We start from the raw sequence: 16559 nt of genomic DNA on the forward strand, positions 1-16559 counted from the left end.
AATCGGGGCATGGTGCTGCGCATTGACGACCTGGACGTGACCCTCGGGTCGAACCCCGTGCTGCGCGGGATCGACCTGGCCGTGGCCGCGGGCGAGGTCGTGGCCGTGCTCGGGCCCAACGGCTCCGGCAAGTCCACCCTGGTGAAGACCGTCACCGGGCTCGTGGCCCCCGACCGCGGCCGGGTGCGCGTCTTCGGCGCGGATCTCGCCGGCCCGCACCGGCAGGTGCCCTGGCAGCGCCTGGGCTACGTGCCCCAGCGCACCGGGGCGACGACGGGGGTGCCGGCCACCGCCCTCGAGGTCGTGGCCTCGGGACTGCTGCACCGGCGCTCCCTGCGCCCGGGCCGCGGCGCCCGGCGCTGCTGCCTCGACGCGCTCGCCGAGGTCGGGCTCGCCGACCGCGCCGGCGACAGCGTGCAGGTGCTCTCCGGCGGCCAGCAGCAGCGGGTGCTCATCGCCCGGGCCCTCGTGCGCGAGCCCGACCTGCTCGTGCTCGACGAGCCCCTGTCCGGGATGGACCGGGCCTCCATGGAGGCCCTCGCCGGCACGCTCGGGCGGCTGCGCGAGCGCGGGGCCACCGTGCTGGTGGTCCTGCACGACCTCGGCCCGCTCGAGCGGCTGATCACGCGCACCGTGGTCCTCGAGGGCGGCCGGGTGGTCCACGACGGTCCGGTGGCCCCCGGCCCCGAGGAGCACCCCGAGGCCCACCCCCACCCCGAGACCCCCGGTCGCCCGCCGACCGCCCCCGACCTGGAGAGGAACTGGTGACCCCGGTGCTCGAGACGCTGAGCGCGATGCTCGCCAGCCCGCTGATGCAGCGGGGCCTGATCGCCGCGGTGCTCGTGGGCCTCGCGGCCCCCGTGATGGGCACCTACCTGGTCCAGCGGCGGATGGCGCTGCTGGGCGACGGCATCGGGCACATGGCCCTGACCGGCGTGGCCATGGGCTGGCTCACCGGTGCCGCGGCCGGGCTGGGGGACAAGGACGCCCTGGCCGTGCCCGGGGCGATCGTGGCCTCCGTGGGCGGGGCCCTGCTGCTCGAGGCCGTGCGCCGGCGCGGGCGCACGAGCGGGGACGTGGCCCTGGCCCTGCTGTTCTACGGCGGGATCGCCGGCGGCGTGCTGCTGATCGGCATCGCCGGGGGCACCTCGGCCAACCTCACCGGCTACCTCTTCGGCTCGATCTCCACGGTGACCACCGCGGACGTGTGGCTCACCGCCGGGCTGGCCGCCCTCATCCTCGGCGTGGGCATCGGCCTGCGCCCGGCCCTGTTCGCCCTGTGCCACGACGAGGAGTTCGCCCGCGCCTCCGGGGTGCCGGTCCAGGCGCTGAACCTGCTCGTGGCCGTGGTCGCGGCCCTGACCGTCTCGGTGTCCATGCGGGTGGTCGGGGTGCTGCTGGTCTCGGCGATCATGATCGTGCCGGTGGCCACCGCGCAGCTGCTGACCCGCTCCTTCGCCACCACCATGGCCGTGGCGATGGGCCTGGGCGCCGCGGTGTGCGTGGCCGGGCTCGCGATCACCTACGTGCAGCCCCTGTCCCCGGGGGCGACCATCGTGGTGCTGGCCATCGGCGCCTACGCCGTGGCCGCGGTGGCCGCACCCGTGCTGCTGCGGCTGCGGGACGGCCGCGCCCGGGGGACCGCGGCGGCCTGAGCCGCGCCGCCGCCGGCGCCCGCGGAGGTGGCGCCGGGGCGCTCGTGGGCGCCGGCCGCGTCCTGCGCCCACGCCCCGCAGCTCCTCACCCCGCCCCCCGCCCCGGACCGCCCCGGACGGGGCGGTGGGCCCCGCGGGACATGAAGGTCCGGTGAAGAATCCCGCCGGCTCCCGCCCGTGGTGAACCGCACATCCTGATTCCCGCCTGGAGCCGTCCTCCCCGGCCGCTGGGTGCGGGAACCGGTCCGCCGGCTCCCGTCCGGGGCGCGCCGGCGGGCGGACACGCTCCGTCCGAGGGCGCGACGCCCCTGGTCAGCCCGGTCCCGGGAGCGCCGGGGCCCGCCGGGGGCCCGCGAGGAGGAGCCCGGATCCGGCTGTCCGGGCCGGAGCCCGCCCCGGCGCGGGTGCTGAGTGCGGGGTGGGACGCGCCGCACAGGAGGCTGAGAACGGCCCCGAAGATGCCGTTATCGAAATGTGACATTCGGGTTCCGGGCTGGCTACGGTCGCCGACGTGCCGAGGACGGATCCGCCCGGCACCCCCGGGCACGACGCCGAGTTCTGCCGGTGCTCGGGGTCCACCAGACCGTTTCGGCAGAAGCGGGGGAACCACTTCCCGGTCCCGGTCCGCCCGGGACCTCGGGGTGAAGCTCGCCCGGACGTGCGCGTCCGGGCGGCCGGGTGACTCCCACCCGAACCCGACAGCTCACCCCGCAGGCGCAGGGAGGAACACCAGCATGACCTTCTTCAGCAGCAGCTCCGCCCGCCACCGCGCGAGCGCCTCGTCCCGTCTCGTGCGCGGCACCGTGCTCACGGCCGCCGCCGGCGCGGCGGTGCTCGGCTCCGTGGCCCCGGCCCAGGCCTACGCCGAGCTCCCGGCCGCCCCGGAGAGCTCGTCCACCGCGCCCGCCGCGGCGACGGCGTCGCTCGCCACGGCGAGCACGGCCGCCCCCGCGCCGCTGGACGCGCCCACGGCCGCCCCGGCCGGGGAGCCCGCCGGCACGGATCTCGCCCCCCAGTCGGAGGGCGTCGTCGAGATCGCCTCCACCGCGTCCTCCGGCGGCATCGTCGGCACCGCGATGCAGCAGGAGGGCAGCGGCTACGCCTACGGCGGCACCGAGCCCGGCGCCTGGGACTGCTCCGGCTTCACCCAGTGGGTCTACGAGCAGCAGGGCATCGACCTGCCCCGCACCAGCCAGCAGCAGTGGGCGGCCGGGACCCCGACCTCCGACCCGCAGCCCGGCGACCTCGTCGTCCAGAACGGCGGCGCCCACATCGGGATCTACCTCGGCGGCGGCAAGATGATCTCCGCGCTGAACCCGTCCCAGGGCACCGTCGTGCACTCCGTGGACGCCATGCCGGTCGACGCCTACGTCAGCTTCCGCTGACGCCCACCGCGGCACCGGGGCCCGCCCGGGACGGCAGCTGCCGTCCCGGGCGGGCCCCGCTGTCTGTCGTGCCGGTCAGGAGGCGATGACCTTCGGGACGCCGAGCGCCTTGAGGCCCTCGACGCCGAACTCCACGCCGAAGCCGGAGCGCTTGATGCCGCCGAAGGGCATCCGCGGGTCCACGGCCCCGTGCTTGTTGATCCACACCGTGCCGGCCTGCAGGCGCGCAGCGACCTCCCGGGCCTTCTCCGGGTCGGCGGACCAGACCGAGGCGCCCAGGCCCACGTCGAGGCGGTTGGCCATCGCGACCGCCTCGTCGACGTCCGAGTACTTCACGATCGGCAGGGCCGGGCCGAACTGCTCCTGGGTCACCAGCGGGTTGTCGTCGTCGAGGTCGGCCACCAGGGTCGCGGGGTAGAAGTGGCCGGGGGCCGACTCGTCCGGGTCCCCGCCGACGAGCACCCGCCCGCCGCCGGCCCGCGCCTGCTCCACCAGCTCGGCCACGATCTCGTACTGCGCCCGGTTCTGCAGCGGCCCCAGCACGTTGTGCTCCTCCAGGCCCCGCCCCATCGGCATCCGGGCGACGACCGCGGTCAGGGCCTCGCACACCGCGTCGTAGCGGTCCTCGTGGACGTAGAGGCGCTTGAGCGCCGCGCAGGTCTGGCCGGTGTTGATGAACGCCCCCCAGAACAGGCCCTCCGCGATCGCCTCCGGGTCGGCGTCGGGCAGCACGATCCCGGCGTCGTTGCCGCCGAGCTCCAGGGTCAGGCGGGTGAGCCCGTCCGCGGCGGCACGCATGATCGCCTGCCCCGTGGCGGTGGAGCCGGTGAACATCAGCTTGTCCACGCCCGGGTGCGTCGACAGCGCCTCGCCGACCTCGCGCCCGCCCGGGACCACCGTGAGCACGTCCTCGGGCAGCACCCGGCCGAGCACGTGCACGAGGCCCAGCACGGACAGGGGCGTGTGCTCGGAGGGCTTGACGACCACGGTGTTGCCCATCCGCAGCGCCGGCGCGATCTGCCAGACCGTGATCATCACGGGCCAGTTCCACGGGCCGATCGCCCCCACGACCCCGATCGGGTCGTAGGTGAGGGTCGCGGTCCCGGTCTCGTCGTCGAAGAGGGTCTCCGGCTCCAGGGGCAGGGACGCCGTGGCGCGCAGCCAGGCCACCGCCCCGCCGACCTCGAACAGGGCGTTGGGGCCCTGCTGCACCGGCTTGCCCTGCTCGCGGGAGAGCAGCTCGGCCAGGGCTCCGGCGCTCGCCTCGACGGCGTCGGCGGCGCGCAGCAGCAGGGCGCAGCGCTCGGCGTCGGGCACGGCGGCCCAGCCCGGCTGCGCGGCCCGGGCCCGTCCGACCGCCCGGTCCAGGTCCTCGGCCGTGCGCTCGGGGGCGCGGCCGACGACCTCGCCGGTGGCGGGGTCGAGGATCTCGCGGCCGGCCGGGTCGGTGATCGCGGCGAGCAGCTCGTCGTAGGCCAGGACGTCCGGGGTCCGGTCGGTGTCGGTCGTGGTGGTCACGGGGATCTCCTTCGGTGGCGTTCGGGTGCATCCGCCCCCATCGTGACCCGGGGCACACCCGGCGTGCTTGACCGTGGCGGCACGGTCCTTGACCGCCCGTGCGCATCTGCGCACCGGCCCTGCGCCGGCGGACAAGGATCCTGCGCTCCCGGTCAAGGCCGTGCCGCGTGCCCCGGGTCACACTGGGGCCATGAACGCATCGCAGCGCACGAAGTACGTCGTCGTCGGCGCCGGGACCGCCGGCAGCATCCTCACCCGCCGCCTGCTCGACGCCGGCCACGAGGTGGTCCTGCTCGAGGCCGGCGGCGAGGACGCCAACCCCGCGATCCACCTCGTCTCCCGGCTCGGGGAGCTGTGGCACGCGCCCGAGGACTGGGACTACGCCACGGTGCCCCAGGCCCACGCCGGCGGCCGGGTGATCCACTGGCCCCGCGGGCGGGTGCTCGGCGGCTCCCACTCCCTCAACGCCACCATCTGGGTGCGCGGAGCCGCCCAGGACTACGACGCCTGGGCCGCCGACGGCTGCCCCGGGTGGGGCTGGTCGGACGTGCTCCCGTGGTTCACCGCCCTCGAGACCTACGTCCCCCCGGCCGGGACCGAGCCGCACCCGAGCCGCGGCACCGACGGGCCCGTGCCCGTGGTCCAGGACTACCCGCTCAACCCCCTCTTCGCGTCGATCGTCGAGGCCGCCGAGGAGCTCGGCGTCGAGCGCAACGAGGACTACAACGCCGGGGTCCTCGACGGGATCTCCCAGCAGCAGATCAACGTCCGGGAGGGCCGGCGCTTCACCACGTGGATGGCCTGCGTCCGCCCGGTGCTGGACCACCCCCGGCTGAGCCTGCGCACCGGCGTGCTGGTGCAGCGGGTGCTCGTCGAGGACGGCCGGGCCACCGGCGTCGCCGTCGTCCCCCTGGCCGACCCGGACGCCGAGCCCGAGGTGATTCCCGCGGACGAGGTCGTGCTGTGCGCCGGGGCCATCGACTCGCCCAAGATCCTGCTGCGCTCCGGGATCGGCCCGGCGGAGCACCTCGCGGAGGTCGGCGTCCCGCTCGTCCACGACCTGCCCGGGGTGGGGGAGAACCTCCACGACCACCTGCTCGCGCCCGTGATCGCCGAGGCCACCGCCCGCACGATCGAGCACCCCGAGACCGACTGGTCCGTCACTCAGACCCACCTGTTCTGGCGCTCGCGCCCGGACCTCGAGGTCCCCGACACCCAGCCCATCCACTTCTCCGTGCCGATGTACGACGAGGGCATGACCGGCCCCGCCAACGCCTTCACCCTGCACGCCGGCCTGGTCCGCCCCCACTCCCGCGGGACCGTGCGCCTGACCGGCCCGGGCGTGGCCGACCCCGTGGCACTGGACCCGCGGATCTTCGCCGACCCCCGGGACCGCGAGGCGCTGCTGGCCTCGTTCCGCCAGGCCCGCGCCATGGTGCGCACCGCGCCGCTGGCCGAGGACTGGGGCGCGGTGGAGCTCTACCCGGGCGAGGACGTGCGCACCGAGGAGGAGGAGACCGCCTACCTCCACCGGTGGGTGACCACCTACCACCATCAGGTCGGCACCTGCCGGATGGGCACGGGCCCCGAGGCGGTCGTCTCCCCCGGGGACCTGCGCGTGCACGGTCTCGCCGGGCTGCGCGTGGTCGACGCCTCAGTGATGCCCCGCGTGCCCAGCGGCAACACCAACGCGCCCACCGCCATGATCGCCGAGCGGGCCGCGTCGCTGATCACCGGGGCGCAGACCGTGCCCGCCGCCGAGGCGGCCGAGCAGCTCGCGGAGGCCTGAGACCACGCGCCCTCCCCGGGGCCCGCCGACGACGACGCCGGGCGCCGTGCCGGTCCGCCGACCGCGCCGGCGCCCGGCCCCTCCCGCCGGAGGCGCGGTAGCCTGCGGTACGAGTCGTGGAGGAGCCCCGCCGCGCCCGGACGAGCACCGGAGGAATGCCCCCGTGAGCCTGAGGATGGCCCTGACCGCCCGGGCGGTCGCCGCCCGCTCCCGCCGCACGCCGCGGCGGGAGCTCGCCGCGCTGCACGGTCGGCCCTACCCGCCGCCCGCCCGCCTCCCGCGGGACCTGCGGCGCAGCCACGCCGTGGAGCGCACCGAGGTCGCCGGGCGGCCCGTGCTGCGGCTGACCCCGCGCGCCGGGGCGGACGGGACCCACCTGGTCTACCTGCACGGCGGGGCGTTCGTGAACCCGCTGCTGCCCGCGCACTGGGGGATCGTGCGCGAGCTCGTGCGGGGCACCGGCACCACCGTCACCGTCCCGCTGTACCGGCTGGCCCCCGAGGGCGACGCCGACGAGGGCTACGACTTCCTCACCGCCGCCTGGGCCGGCCTGGCCGAGGACCCGGGGGCGCGGCGGATCGTGGTGGCCGGCGACTCCGCCGGCGGCAACCTCGCGATCGGCCTGGCCATGGCCCTGCGCGACGCCGGCCGGCGCGGCCCGGACCACGTCGTCGCCTTCTCCCCGGCCCTGGACCTCACCGCCTCCCACCCGGCCGTGCGCGAGCTGGACCCGCACGACCCGATGCTGGCCGTCGACGAGGTCCAGCCCCTGTGCGCCGCCTGGGCCGGGGACCGGGCACTGACCGACCCCGTGGTCAGCCCGCTCTACGGGCGGGTCGAGGACCTGCCGCCGGTGCACGTGGTGCAGGGCGGGCTCGACATCCTCACCGCCGACGCCCTCGAGTTCGCCCGCCGGCTGGCCGCCGCGGGCAACCCGGGCCGGCTGATCTACGAGCCCGGCGCCTTCCACGTCTACGTCGGCGCGTGGTGGACCCCCGAGGCCCGGCGGGCGCTCGCGCACGTGCGCTCCCTGCTCACCGGGCCCGGGAGCGTGCGATAGGGTCCGGGCATGTCGCAGATCCGTGAGGCCCGCCCCCAGGACGTCCCCGCCGTCCTGGCGATGGTGCGGGAGCTGGCCGAGTACGAGCGGGAGCCCGATGCCGTGCGCATGAGCGAGGAGCAGCTGGCCGAGGCCCTGTTCGGGGCGCACCCGGCGGTCTTCGCCCATGTCGTGGACGACGGCGAGCGCCTGCTCGGCTTCGCCCTGTGGTTCCGCACCTTCTCCACCTGGGAGGGCGTGCACGGGATCCACCTCGAGGACCTCTACGTCCGCCCCGAGGCCCGCGGCGCCGGCCACGGCAAGGAGCTGCTGCGCACCCTCGCCCGGCACGCGGTCGACCGGGGCTGGGCCCGCGTGGAGTGGAGCGTGCTGAACTGGAACGAGCCGTCCATCGGCTTCTACCGCACCCTCGGGGCCCTGCCCCAGGACGAGTGGTCCGTCTTCCGCCTCACCGGGGACGCCCTGCGGGAGGCCGGGGCCGCGCGGGAGCACGAGCCCGGGCGGGCCTGAGCCGGACGCGCCCGGGAACAGCGGGATCCCGTCCCGCGTTGTCCTTCATTGACGTGTCAATGAAGGAGTCGCCGTGCTGGACGTCGTCGTTCTCGGGGCCGGGCAGGCCGGGCTGTCCGCCGCCCACCACCTGCTGCGCCGGGGGCTGGAGCCTGAGCGGGACTTCGTGGTCCTCGACGCCAACCCCGGGCCCGGGGGCGCGTGGCGCCACCGGTGGCCCTCGCTGACCTTCGGCGGGGCCCACGCGATCCACGACCTGCCCGGGATGCCCCTGGGGGAGCCTGATCCCGCCGAGCCGGCCTCGGCCGTGGTCGCCCGCTACTACGGCGACTACGAGCGCCGCTTCGGCCTGCCCGTCCACCGCCCGGTGACCGTGCGCCGGGTCGGGTCCACGACCGGCGACGACGCCGGGCCGCTGCGCGTGACGGCCGAGGACGGCGCGTGGGAGACCCGGCTGCTGATCAACGGGACCGGCACGTGGGACCGCCCGTACTGGCCCCACTACCCCGGGCGCGAGCGCTTCCGCGGCCGGCAGCTGCACACCCACGACTTCCGCGGCGCCGAGGAGTTCCGCGGGCAGCACGTGGTCGTGGTCGGGGCCGGGACCTCGGCCGTGCAGTTCCTGCTCCAGCTCGAGCGGGCCGGGGCCACGACCACCTGGTCCACCCGCCGGCCCCCGCAGTTCACCGGCCGGGCCTTCGACGCCGCGTGGGGCCGCGACGTCGAGCACCGCGTCGCCGAGCGCACCCGGGCCGGGCTGCCCCCGCTCAGCGTCGTGGCGACGACCGGTCTGCCCCTGACCCCGGAGTACCGCGCCGGCATCGAGGCCGGGGTGCTCGTCTCCGCCGGTCCGCTGCAGGCCCTCGTCCCGGACGGGGTGGTGCTGGCCGGCGGCCGGCACGTGCGGGCCGACGCGGTCCTGTGGGCCACCGGCTTCCGCGCCTCCCTGGACCACCTCGCCCCGCTGCGGCTGCGCGAGCCCGGCGGCGGGATCCGCACCGACGGCGTGCGGGTGCTCCGGGACCGGCGGGTGCTGCTCGTCGGCTACGGCGCCTCCGCCTCGACGCTCGGGGCGACCCGCGCCGGACGGGCCGCCGCCCGCGAGGCCGTGCGCCTGCTGGCCGAGCCCTCCGTGGCCGCCTCCCGCTGAGGCGTCCCGGGCGCCGGTCCGGCGGTGCAGGGACCGGAACGGGGCGGGCCCCCGGTGCCGGGTGGCGCCGGGGGCCCGGGCGGCGCGTGCCGCCGTTTCGTGCGGGGGCGGTGGTCAGGCGATCAGCCGGCCGTCCTCGACCGTGAACTGCACGGTGCCCGTGCCGGTGACGCCCGAGGCACCGGTCGCGGTCACCGCGGCCGTGTACTGCCCGTCGGCCAGCCCGGGGGTCGCCGTGCCGGCGGGGTCGAAGGAGCCCTCGACCGGGGCGGCGAGCGGGCCGCCGACCACGAGGTAGTCGTAGGCGGTCCCCGGGGCGGAGGCGTCGGCGCTGCCGAGGACGATCTGCCCGCCCGGCTGCTGGGTGACGGTCACGGGCACCGCGCCCGCGGCGTCGGCCGCCACGGGCGGCACCTCCGGCAGCTGCTCCGCGGGCACGCACCCGAGGGAGAAGAGGCCCGCCGCCAGGGCCCCGGTCGTGACCAGTGCTTTTCCTCGTCCGTTCCTGATGTCCATGGGGCGACCGTAGACAGCCCCGCGGAGCCGGTGCCACCCCACGATCGTCCAGTCAGGAAGCTCCCGGCTCACTCGCAGGCGACGCCGTCCCGGTCGCCGTCGAGGCCGGCGCGGTAGCCGGGCTCGCCCGCGTGCAGCGGGGAGGCGCCGGCCTCCCGCACCGCGGCGCAGCTCGGGTAGTGGACCTCCTCGGCCGGGGCGGGTGCGGGGGCGGGTGCCGCCTCGGGCGCGGGCTCCTCCGCCGGGGCCTGCCCGGGGACGGGCGCGGCGCCGGGCAGGGGCCGGCCCGGGCAGTCGGCGAGGACATCGGCCATCGCCTGCTTCTCGGGCGCGGTGACCCACAGGCCGTAGCGGGTCTTGACGGCGATCTGGAGCGCCACGAACTCGCAGCGGAACGCCTCGTTCGGCGGCAGCCACTGGCCGGCGTGCTTGTCGGACTTCACCCCGTTGGTGGGCCCGTCCACGGCCAGCAGGTTCAGGGGGTCGTTGGCGAGGGCCACCCGCTGGTCCTGGCTCAGCCGCCGGGCGCCGCTGACCCAGGCGTTGCCGAGGGAGACCACGTGGTCGATCTGGACGTCCGAGGAGGTCAGCACCCCGCGCCGGAACTCGATGACCGTCCCGGTGTAGGGGTCCTCCAGGGTCCCGGAGCGCACCGTGCACCCGTCCTCCGTGACCACGTCCGTGAGGTCGCGGGCCAGGACGTCGTTGCGGGCGTCGCAGCCGTTGCCGTCGGGGTCGGCCCACCCGCCGAAGTCGCCCTCGCGGTCGTAGTCGGACATCGTCCCGGCGGCCGCGACCGGCAGGTCCGCCAGCGCGGTGGCGGCCGGGGAGGCGGGCGCCGGCGGCGGGGACGGGGCCTCCGGCGCCGCCGTGGTGGGGGGAGCGGGGGCGGGGGTCGCCCCGGGCGTCGTCGGCTCGCTCCCGGACGGGGCCCCGGCGGAGGGGGCGAGCGTGGCGGCCGAGGGCTCGGGCGCCGGGGCGGGGGAGGGTGCGTCCGTGCACCCGGCCAGCAGGCCGAGGGCGAGGGCCGCGGCCGCGAGCCGGGACCCGGTGCGCAGCAGCGGGGAACGCCGGCCGGGGCGGGACGAGGGCGAGGTGGGGATCACGGAACGGCTCCTGGGGCGGGAGGGCGGGGGTGCGCAGGGGCTGCCCCACCATTGTGGGACCGGAACCGGTCGTGGGCCGAACCCCCGGCGCGTCCCCGCGTCCCCGCGTCGCGGCGCGCGGCGGCTGGGCTCCGGGCGCGGGTCCTCGCGTCGCGGCGCCCGGTCGCCGGCGGTCGCGACCCGCACGGATTCCGTCCGCGCCGGCGCGGCGCCCGGCCCCTGCGCGGACGCCGGGGTCCGCGCGGCGCTCCGGGGAGGGATCTCAGTGCCCGCGCAGGGCGTCGATCGCCTCGCCGAGACTCGCGCCGGGGTGGTCGCGACGGTAGCGCCGGACGGCGTGGACCGGCGGGACCGGGGCGCTGCCGGTCCGCGGCGGGTCGCCCAGCGTGCCGGTCGAGAGGCCCACGGCGGCGGCCGCCGCGAACAGCAGCGCCGCCCAGCCGAAGGCCTGGGCCTCCAGCAGCAGCACGGCCCCGCTCACCGCGAACAGCGCCATGGCCGCGAGCACCAGCCACTTCGCGACCTGCTCCGAGGGGTGCTGCGCGGTGCCCCCGTGTGCGTCGTTCCGGTCCGTCATCGCGACCCCCTTCGTCGTCGGTTCCCCCGCCCGAGGACCTGGACGGGTCCTCTCCGACCCTAGGCCCCGGGGGCCCTCGGGGGCAGGGGACTTAAGTCCAGATCAGTATTCCGGAAACGGCATGTGTCCTGATCAGGGGGAAGAGATGCCGGACGGGGAACGGGCGGTCGGCCGGACGGGGAACGGGCGGTCAGGCGGCCGGGGCGCCGAGCTCGATGAGCAGCACCCCGCCCACGATCAGGGCGACGCCCAGTGCCGAGACCCACGTGAGGGGCTCGCGGAACAGCGCCCAGCCGGCCAGTGCGGTCAGGGCCACCCCGGCGGCCGACCAGATCCCGTAGGCGACCCCGAGGTGCATCCCCTCGGCCAGGGCCAGGCTCAGGCACGTGAACGCGATCAGGTAGCCGGTGACCACGGCGGCGTACCACCGGGGCCGGCCGCGGGCAGCCATCCGCAGGGACAGGGTCGCGGCGACCTCGGTGAGGATCGAGCCGGTGAGGAACAGCCAGGCCATCAGGCGCCCTCCCGCCGGGCGGAGCCCACGGGCTGCCGCGCCTGCTCCGGGGCCCCGCCGGGACGGGCCGTGCCCAGCTCGACGCACAGCACGCCCGCCACCACCAGCACGATCCCGGCGAGCATGAGCGGGGTGAGGGCCTCGCCGTGCACCGCGGCGGCGCCGAGGGCGGTGAGCGTCACGCCCAGTGCCGCCCACACGCCGTAGGCCACCCCCAGGGGGGTGCCCAGGCGCAGCACCGCGGCCAGCAGCGTGAACGCGGCGGCGTAGCCGGTGACCACGAGGACGTACCAGGCGGGGTTCTCCAGTGCGGCCTTCAGGGACAGCGAGGCGGCCACCTCGCAGGCCACGGCCGCGCCCAGCAGGAACCGGCGCAGCACGGCTCAGCCCGCCAGCAGCTCGTCGGCGACCGCCCGCACCCGCGCCCGTTCCTCCGGGCCGGGGGCGAAGACGTCCGCGGCGTCGGCGAACCACACGCCGTCGGCCAGCAGCCGCACGGCCAGCAGGCGGGTGCGCCGCTCCACGGGCAGGTCCTCGGGCAGGTCCACCCACGGGGCGATCCGCTCCGCCCAGTGCTTCTTGAGCGTGGCCCGCAGCCGCTGGTCGGTGAGCATCACGAGGTCGGTCTCGTCGACCTCCCCGGACAGGCACCAGTCCAGGTAGGCCCGGATGCGCTCCTCGGCGGGCACCTGCTCCGCCGGGGCGGACAGGCGCCGGGCCATCTCCGCGTCCCAGCCGTCCAGGACCCGGTCCACGAGGGCGAGCATGAGCGCCTCCTTGGTCCGGAAGTGGTACATCACCCCCGGTTTGCTCAGCCCGACCCGGCGCGCGGTCGACTCCAGGGAGACGGTGCCGCCGCTGCGCACGAGCTCGAGGGCGGCGTCCAGGATGCGGTCGCGGGTGGGGGAGTTCATGCCGAAGACTTTACCAACCGGAAGGTTGGTGACACCATGTGACGCAGGCCGGGGCCCCGCGGGGCGCGATCCCGGCCCGCCGCGGGGACGACGACGTCCCGCTCCCGCCCGGTCCGCCCGGACCGGCGTGCGGGCGACCCCACGAGATCCGGACCACCCTTCCCAGGAGGACCCGACATGACCGCTGCCCTGTCCACTTCCGCCCCCGAGAGCGCGGAGCCGCCGGGCGTGCCGCGGACCCGCCCGAAGGTCAACCGGGCCGTCTTCGCCGGCTCGGGCGTGAGCATCGTGCTGTTCTCCCTCTGGGCGATCCTGGCCCCCGAACAGGCCTCCGCCGTGATCGGTGCCGTGGTCGGCTGGATCGCGACCAACATGGGCTGGTTCTACGTGCTCACCGCCGCGGTGGTGACGGCGTTCGTCGTCGTCGTCGCGGTCTCCCGGGAGGGCACCATCAAGATGGGACCGGACCACTCGAAGCCGCAGTACAACCTGTTCACCTGGACCGCGATGCTCTTCGCGGCCGGGATCGGGATCGACCTGCTGTTCTTCTCCGTGGCGGAGCCGGTCACCCAGTACTACGGCCCGCCGGCCGGCGAGGGCGGGACCCTCGAGGCGACGCGCATGGCCGTGGTGTGGACGCTGTTCCACTACGGCGTGATCGGCTGGGCGATGTACGCGCTGATGGGCATGGCCTTCGGCTACTTCGCCTACCGCTGGAACATGCCCCTGAGCATCCGCTCGGCCCTCTACCCGCTGATCGGCAAGCGGGTCCACGGCCGGGCCGGGGACGCGGTGGACATCGCCGCGCTGCTGGGCACGATCTTCGGCGTGGCCACCTCCCTGGGCATCGGCGTGGTCCAGCTCAACTACGGCCTCTACCTGCTCTTCGGCGTCGAGGAGGGCGTCGCCGCCCAGACCGCCCTGATCGTCGTGGCCGTGGTCATGGCCACCGCCTCGTGCGTCTCCGGCGTGGACAAGGGCATCCGCCGGCTCTCCGAGCTCAACGTGCTCATGGCCGTGGCCCTCGTGGCGTGGGTGCTGATCGCCGGGCGCACGTCCTTCCTGCTCGACGCCACCGTGAAGAACCTCGGCGACTACGTGGCCGAGCTGCCCTCGATGGCCCTCGACACCTTCGCCTACACCGGTGCGGCCGAGTGGATGGCCGGCTGGACCCTGTTCTTCTGGGCCTGGTGGATCGCCTGGGCCCCGTTCGTGGGGCTGTTCCTGGCCCGGATCTCCCGCGGGCGCACCCTGCGCGAGTTCGTGGTCGCGACCCTGACCGTGCCGTTCGTGTTCATCCTCATCCTGGTCTCGGTCTTCGGCAACAGCGCCCTGGAGATCGTCACCGGCGGCGACGACGCCTTCGGGCAGGCCGCCATGAACACCCCCGAGCGGGCCTTCTACTCCCTGCTCGAGCAGTACCCGGGCGCGCCGCTGCTCATCGCGCTCGCGACCCTGTCCGGGCTGCTGTTCTACGTCACCAGCGCCGACTCCGGGGCGCTCGTGATGTCCACGTTCACCTCGACCATCCAGGACCCCACCCAGGACGGGCCCAAGTGGCTGCGCGTGTTCTGGGCCGCGGCCACCGGCCTGCTGACCCTGGCGATGCTGCTCGTGGGCGGGGTCCCGACCCTGCAGAGCGCCACGCTGATCATCGGCCTGCCGTTCTCGATCGTGATGTACCTCGTGATGATCGGGTTCTGGAAGGCGCTGCGCGCCGAGCGCTCCCAGCGCGAGGGCCGCTCCGCGACCCGCCGCTCCGTGACGGCCTCCCGCACCCCGGGCCCCGACAGCCAGTGGCGGCGCCGGCTCACCCGCATCGGCTCCTTCCCGGGCCCGCGGGCGGTGCGCCGCTACGAGGAGCAGGTGCTGGCCCCGGCTCTCGCCGAGGTCGTCGAGGAGTTCTGCGCCCAGGGCCACGACGCCCAGCTCTCCAGCTCGGAGGTCGGCTACCAGGGGCTGTCCGAGTACACGCTGTCCGTGCCGATGGGCGAGGACCGGGACTTCTGCTACCAGATCTACCCCGTGGCCACCCCGGTCCCGGCCTTCGGCGGGTTCCGCACCAACCCCGACTCCGACCTCTACTACCGCCTGGAGGTCTTCAACGAGACCGGCTCGCAGGGCACCGACGTCATGGACTGGAACCGCGAGCAGCTCATCAACGACGTCCTCGACAACTGGGAGGCCCACCTGGCCTTCCTGAGCATCCACACCGGCCCGTCCAAGATCCAGGCCGGCGCCGAGGGCCACCCCGACTGGTCCACCGACATCCGCGACGTGCCGACGGGGCAGATCCCCGCGGCGACCAAGGAGGCACAGCCGTGACCGAGACCCTGTTCATCGACGGACGCTGGGAGGCCGCCGCCGCCGGCGGCACCCGCACCATCGTCTGCCCCGCCGACGGCACCGAGGTCGGCACCGTCTCCGAGGCCACGGCCGAGGACACCGAGCGCGCGATCGCCGCGGCCCGCCGCGCCTTCGACGACGGCCGCTGGTCCTCCGTGCCGGCCCCGCAGCGCGGGGACCTGCTGCTGCGGGTCGCCGCCCGGCTGCGCGAGCGCAAGGACGAGTTCGCCCGCGCCGAGTCCCTGGACACCGGCAAGCGCCTGGCCGAGTCCGAGATCGACATGGACGACATCGCCGCGTGCTTCGACTGGTTCGGCAAGAGCGCCGCCGAGCACGCCGGGCGCGTCGTCGACGCCGGGAACCCGGACGTGGTCTCCCGCGTCGTCACCGAGCCGGTCGGGGTGTGCGGGATGATCACGCCCTGGAACTACCCGCTGCTGCAGGCCGCGTGGAAGATCGCCCCGGCGATCGCCGCCGGGTGCACGTTCGTGCTCAAGCCCGCCGAGCTCACCCCGCACACGGCGGTGCTCATGATGGACGTCCTCCGGGAGGCCGGCCTGCCCGACGGCGTGGCCAACCTCGTCACCGGCGCCGGCGCCGAGGCCGGTGCCCCGCTGGCGAGCCATCCGGACGTGGACCTCGTCTCCTTCACCGGCGGCGTGGTCACCGGCCGGGCGATCGCCGCCGCGGCCGCCCCGACCGTGAAGAAGATCGCCCTCGAGCTGGGCGGGAAGAACCCCAACGTGGTCTTCGCCGACGCCGACTTCGACGCCGCCGTGGACAACGCCCTCAACGCCGCGTTCGTCCACTCCGGGCAGGTCTGCTCCGCCGGGGCACGGCTGGTGGTCGAGGAGTCGATCGCCGAGCGCTTCGTCGACGAGCTCGTCCGCCGCGCCGAGGGCATCCGCCTCGGCGGGCCATTCGACGAGCAGGCCGAGACCGGCGCGCTGATCTCCGCCGCCCAGCGGGAGAAGGTCCACGCCTACGTCCAGCGCGCCCGCGAGCAGGGCGCCCGCGTCCGCTGCGGCGGCGAGTTCGCCACCGGCGCCTCCGCCGATGGCTCGCTCGGCCTCGAGCAGGGCTTCTTCTACCGCCCCACCGTGATCGACCGCTGCACCCGCGAGATGGACTGCGTGCACGACGAGGCCTTCGGCCCCACCGTCACGGTCGAGACGTTCACGACCGAGGACGAGGCCGTGGCCATCGGCAACGACACCGTCTACGGCCTCGCCGGGGCCGTGTGGACCTCCGACGCCGGGCGCGCCCAGCGCGTCGCCGCCCGCCTGCGCCACGGCACGATCTGGATCAACGACTTCCACCCCTACCTGCCGCAGGCCGAGTGGGGCGGGATGAAGCAGTCCGGCTTCGGCCGCGAGCTCGGGCCCACCGGCCTGGGCGAGTACCAGGAGCTCAAGCACGTCTACCAGAACACCGCCCCCGCCGTGACCGGCTGGTTCGCCCAGCACTGACCCGCGCCCGCCCGGCGTCGTCGTCCTTCCCGTGCCCGACGACGACGGCG

16 protein-coding genes and 1 riboswitch are annotated in these 16559 nt (G+C 75.7%); of the genes, 9 read left to right on the top strand and 7 right to left on the bottom strand.

Annotated elements, in window-relative coordinates; all coding sequences use genetic code 11:
- The first annotated feature begins 9 nt into the window (after positions 1-9).
- The 3 genes from LQU92_RS04600 to LQU92_RS04610 all read left to right on the top strand — a co-directional run bounded on the left by LQU92_RS04600 (position 10) and on the right by LQU92_RS04610 (position 3040).
- Positions 10-768, top strand: a complete 759-nt coding sequence (locus LQU92_RS04600; protein ID WP_230777751.1) for a metal ABC transporter ATP-binding protein — start codon at positions 10-12, stop codon at positions 766-768.
- Between the two features lie 26 nt (positions 769-794).
- A complete protein-coding gene (locus LQU92_RS04605) occupies positions 795-1655 on the top strand; it encodes a metal ABC transporter permease (protein ID WP_230778704.1) in 861 nt (286 codons plus the stop codon).
- A gap of 539 nt (positions 1656-2194) precedes the next feature.
- Positions 2195-2384: riboswitch (cyclic di-AMP (ydaO/yuaA leader) on the top strand.
- 5 nt (positions 2385-2389) lie between these two features.
- Positions 2390-3040, top strand: coding sequence for a C40 family peptidase (locus tag LQU92_RS04610; RefSeq protein ID WP_230777754.1), 651 nt, complete (start codon positions 2390-2392; stop codon positions 3038-3040).
- Between the two features lie 75 nt (positions 3041-3115).
- Here LQU92_RS04610 and LQU92_RS04615 read toward each other — a convergent pair whose 3' ends face one another.
- Positions 3116-4558, bottom strand: coding sequence for an aldehyde dehydrogenase family protein (locus tag LQU92_RS04615; RefSeq protein WP_230777757.1), 1443 nt, complete (start codon positions 4556-4558; stop codon positions 3116-3118).
- A gap of 190 nt (positions 4559-4748) precedes the next feature.
- Here LQU92_RS04615 and LQU92_RS04620 point away from each other — a divergent pair, with 190 nt between their 5' ends.
- The 4 genes from LQU92_RS04620 to LQU92_RS04635 all read left to right on the top strand — a co-directional run bounded on the left by LQU92_RS04620 (position 4749) and on the right by LQU92_RS04635 (position 9067).
- Positions 4749-6347, top strand: coding sequence for a GMC family oxidoreductase (locus LQU92_RS04620; protein WP_230777759.1), 1599 nt, complete (start codon positions 4749-4751; stop codon positions 6345-6347).
- 163 nt (positions 6348-6510) lie between these two features.
- On the top strand, positions 6511-7407 hold the full coding sequence (locus tag LQU92_RS04625; protein ID WP_230777762.1) for an alpha/beta hydrolase fold domain-containing protein: 897 nt from the start codon (positions 6511-6513) through the stop codon (positions 7405-7407).
- A gap of 9 nt (positions 7408-7416) precedes the next feature.
- Positions 7417-7917, top strand: a complete 501-nt coding sequence (locus tag LQU92_RS04630; protein WP_230777765.1) for a GNAT family N-acetyltransferase — start codon at positions 7417-7419, stop codon at positions 7915-7917.
- Positions 7918-7990: 73 nt separating this feature from the next.
- The gene (locus LQU92_RS04635) at positions 7991-9067 is read left to right on the top strand and encodes an NAD(P)-binding domain-containing protein (RefSeq protein ID WP_230777767.1); all 1077 of its coding nucleotides are present in this window, start codon (positions 7991-7993) and stop codon (positions 9065-9067) included.
- A gap of 114 nt (positions 9068-9181) precedes the next feature.
- Here LQU92_RS04635 and LQU92_RS04640 read toward each other — a convergent pair whose 3' ends face one another.
- The 6 genes from LQU92_RS04640 to LQU92_RS04665 form a co-directional block, all read right to left on the bottom strand.
- Positions 9182-9583, bottom strand: coding sequence for a hypothetical protein (locus tag LQU92_RS04640; RefSeq protein WP_230777772.1), 402 nt, complete (start codon positions 9581-9583; stop codon positions 9182-9184).
- 68 nt (positions 9584-9651) lie between these two features.
- Positions 9652-10689: a DUF1524 domain-containing protein gene (locus LQU92_RS04645; RefSeq protein ID WP_230777773.1), complete on the bottom strand. Its 1038-nt coding sequence runs from the start codon at positions 10687-10689 to the stop codon at positions 9652-9654.
- Between the two features lie 262 nt (positions 10690-10951).
- Positions 10952-11266 carry a hypothetical protein gene (locus LQU92_RS04650; protein ID WP_101851122.1) on the bottom strand — a complete coding sequence of 105 codons (315 nt, stop codon included), beginning with the start codon at positions 11264-11266 and terminating at the stop codon, positions 10952-10954.
- Between the two features lie 190 nt (positions 11267-11456).
- A complete protein-coding gene (locus LQU92_RS04655; RefSeq protein WP_230777783.1) occupies positions 11457-11780 on the bottom strand; it encodes a multidrug efflux SMR transporter in 324 nt (107 codons plus the stop codon).
- A complete protein-coding gene (locus tag LQU92_RS04660; RefSeq protein WP_230777786.1) occupies positions 11780-12160 on the bottom strand; it encodes a multidrug efflux SMR transporter in 381 nt (126 codons plus the stop codon). The genes LQU92_RS04655 and LQU92_RS04660 overlap by 1 nt, the downstream gene beginning before the upstream one ends.
- A 3-nt stretch (positions 12161-12163) precedes the next feature.
- The gene (locus LQU92_RS04665) at positions 12164-12694 is read right to left on the bottom strand and encodes a TetR/AcrR family transcriptional regulator (RefSeq protein WP_101851120.1); all 531 of its coding nucleotides are present in this window, start codon (positions 12692-12694) and stop codon (positions 12164-12166) included.
- Positions 12695-12871: 177 nt separating this feature from the next.
- On the opposite strand from LQU92_RS04665, the gene betT reads away from it, so the two are divergent.
- Positions 12872-15019 carry a choline BCCT transporter BetT gene (betT, locus tag LQU92_RS04670; RefSeq protein WP_230777789.1) on the top strand — a complete coding sequence of 716 codons (2148 nt, stop codon included), beginning with the start codon at positions 12872-12874 and terminating at the stop codon, positions 15017-15019.
- Positions 15016-16509, top strand: coding sequence for an aldehyde dehydrogenase family protein (locus LQU92_RS04675; RefSeq protein ID WP_230777791.1), 1494 nt, complete (start codon positions 15016-15018; stop codon positions 16507-16509). The genes betT and LQU92_RS04675 overlap by 4 nt, the downstream gene beginning before the upstream one ends.
- The last annotated feature ends 50 nt before the right edge of the window (positions 16510-16559 follow it).

The sequence above is a fragment of the Kocuria sp. LUK genome, from assembly GCF_021012935.1.
In the GTDB taxonomy this organism is placed as follows: domain Bacteria; phylum Actinomycetota; class Actinomycetes; order Actinomycetales; family Micrococcaceae; genus Kocuria; species Kocuria flava.

Excerpts from the sequence above, each read along its gene's own strand:
- betT (WP_230777789.1), top strand. The coding sequence starts at position 12,872 with ATGACCGCTGCCCTGTCCACTTCCGCCCCCGAGAGCGCGGAGCCGCCG.
- LQU92_RS04640 (WP_230777772.1), bottom strand. The coding sequence starts at position 9,583 with ATGGACATCAGGAACGGACGAGGAAAAGCACTGGTCACGACCGGGGCC.
- LQU92_RS04655 (WP_230777783.1), bottom strand. The coding sequence starts at position 11,780 with ATGGCCTGGCTGTTCCTCACCGGCTCGATCCTCACCGAGGTCGCCGCG.
- LQU92_RS04650 (WP_101851122.1), bottom strand. The coding sequence starts at position 11,266 with ATGACGGACCGGAACGACGCACACGGGGGCACCGCGCAGCACCCCTCG.
- LQU92_RS04665 (WP_101851120.1), bottom strand. The coding sequence starts at position 12,694 with ATGAACTCCCCCACCCGCGACCGCATCCTGGACGCCGCCCTCGAGCTC.
- LQU92_RS04620 (WP_230777759.1), top strand. The coding sequence starts at position 4,749 with ATGAACGCATCGCAGCGCACGAAGTACGTCGTCGTCGGCGCCGGGACC.
- LQU92_RS04630 (WP_230777765.1), top strand. The coding sequence starts at position 7,417 with ATGTCGCAGATCCGTGAGGCCCGCCCCCAGGACGTCCCCGCCGTCCTG.
- LQU92_RS04600 (WP_230777751.1), top strand. The coding sequence starts at position 10 with ATGGTGCTGCGCATTGACGACCTGGACGTGACCCTCGGGTCGAACCCC.
- LQU92_RS04605 (WP_230778704.1), top strand. The coding sequence starts at position 795 with ATGCTCGCCAGCCCGCTGATGCAGCGGGGCCTGATCGCCGCGGTGCTC.
- LQU92_RS04610 (WP_230777754.1), top strand. The coding sequence starts at position 2,390 with ATGACCTTCTTCAGCAGCAGCTCCGCCCGCCACCGCGCGAGCGCCTCG.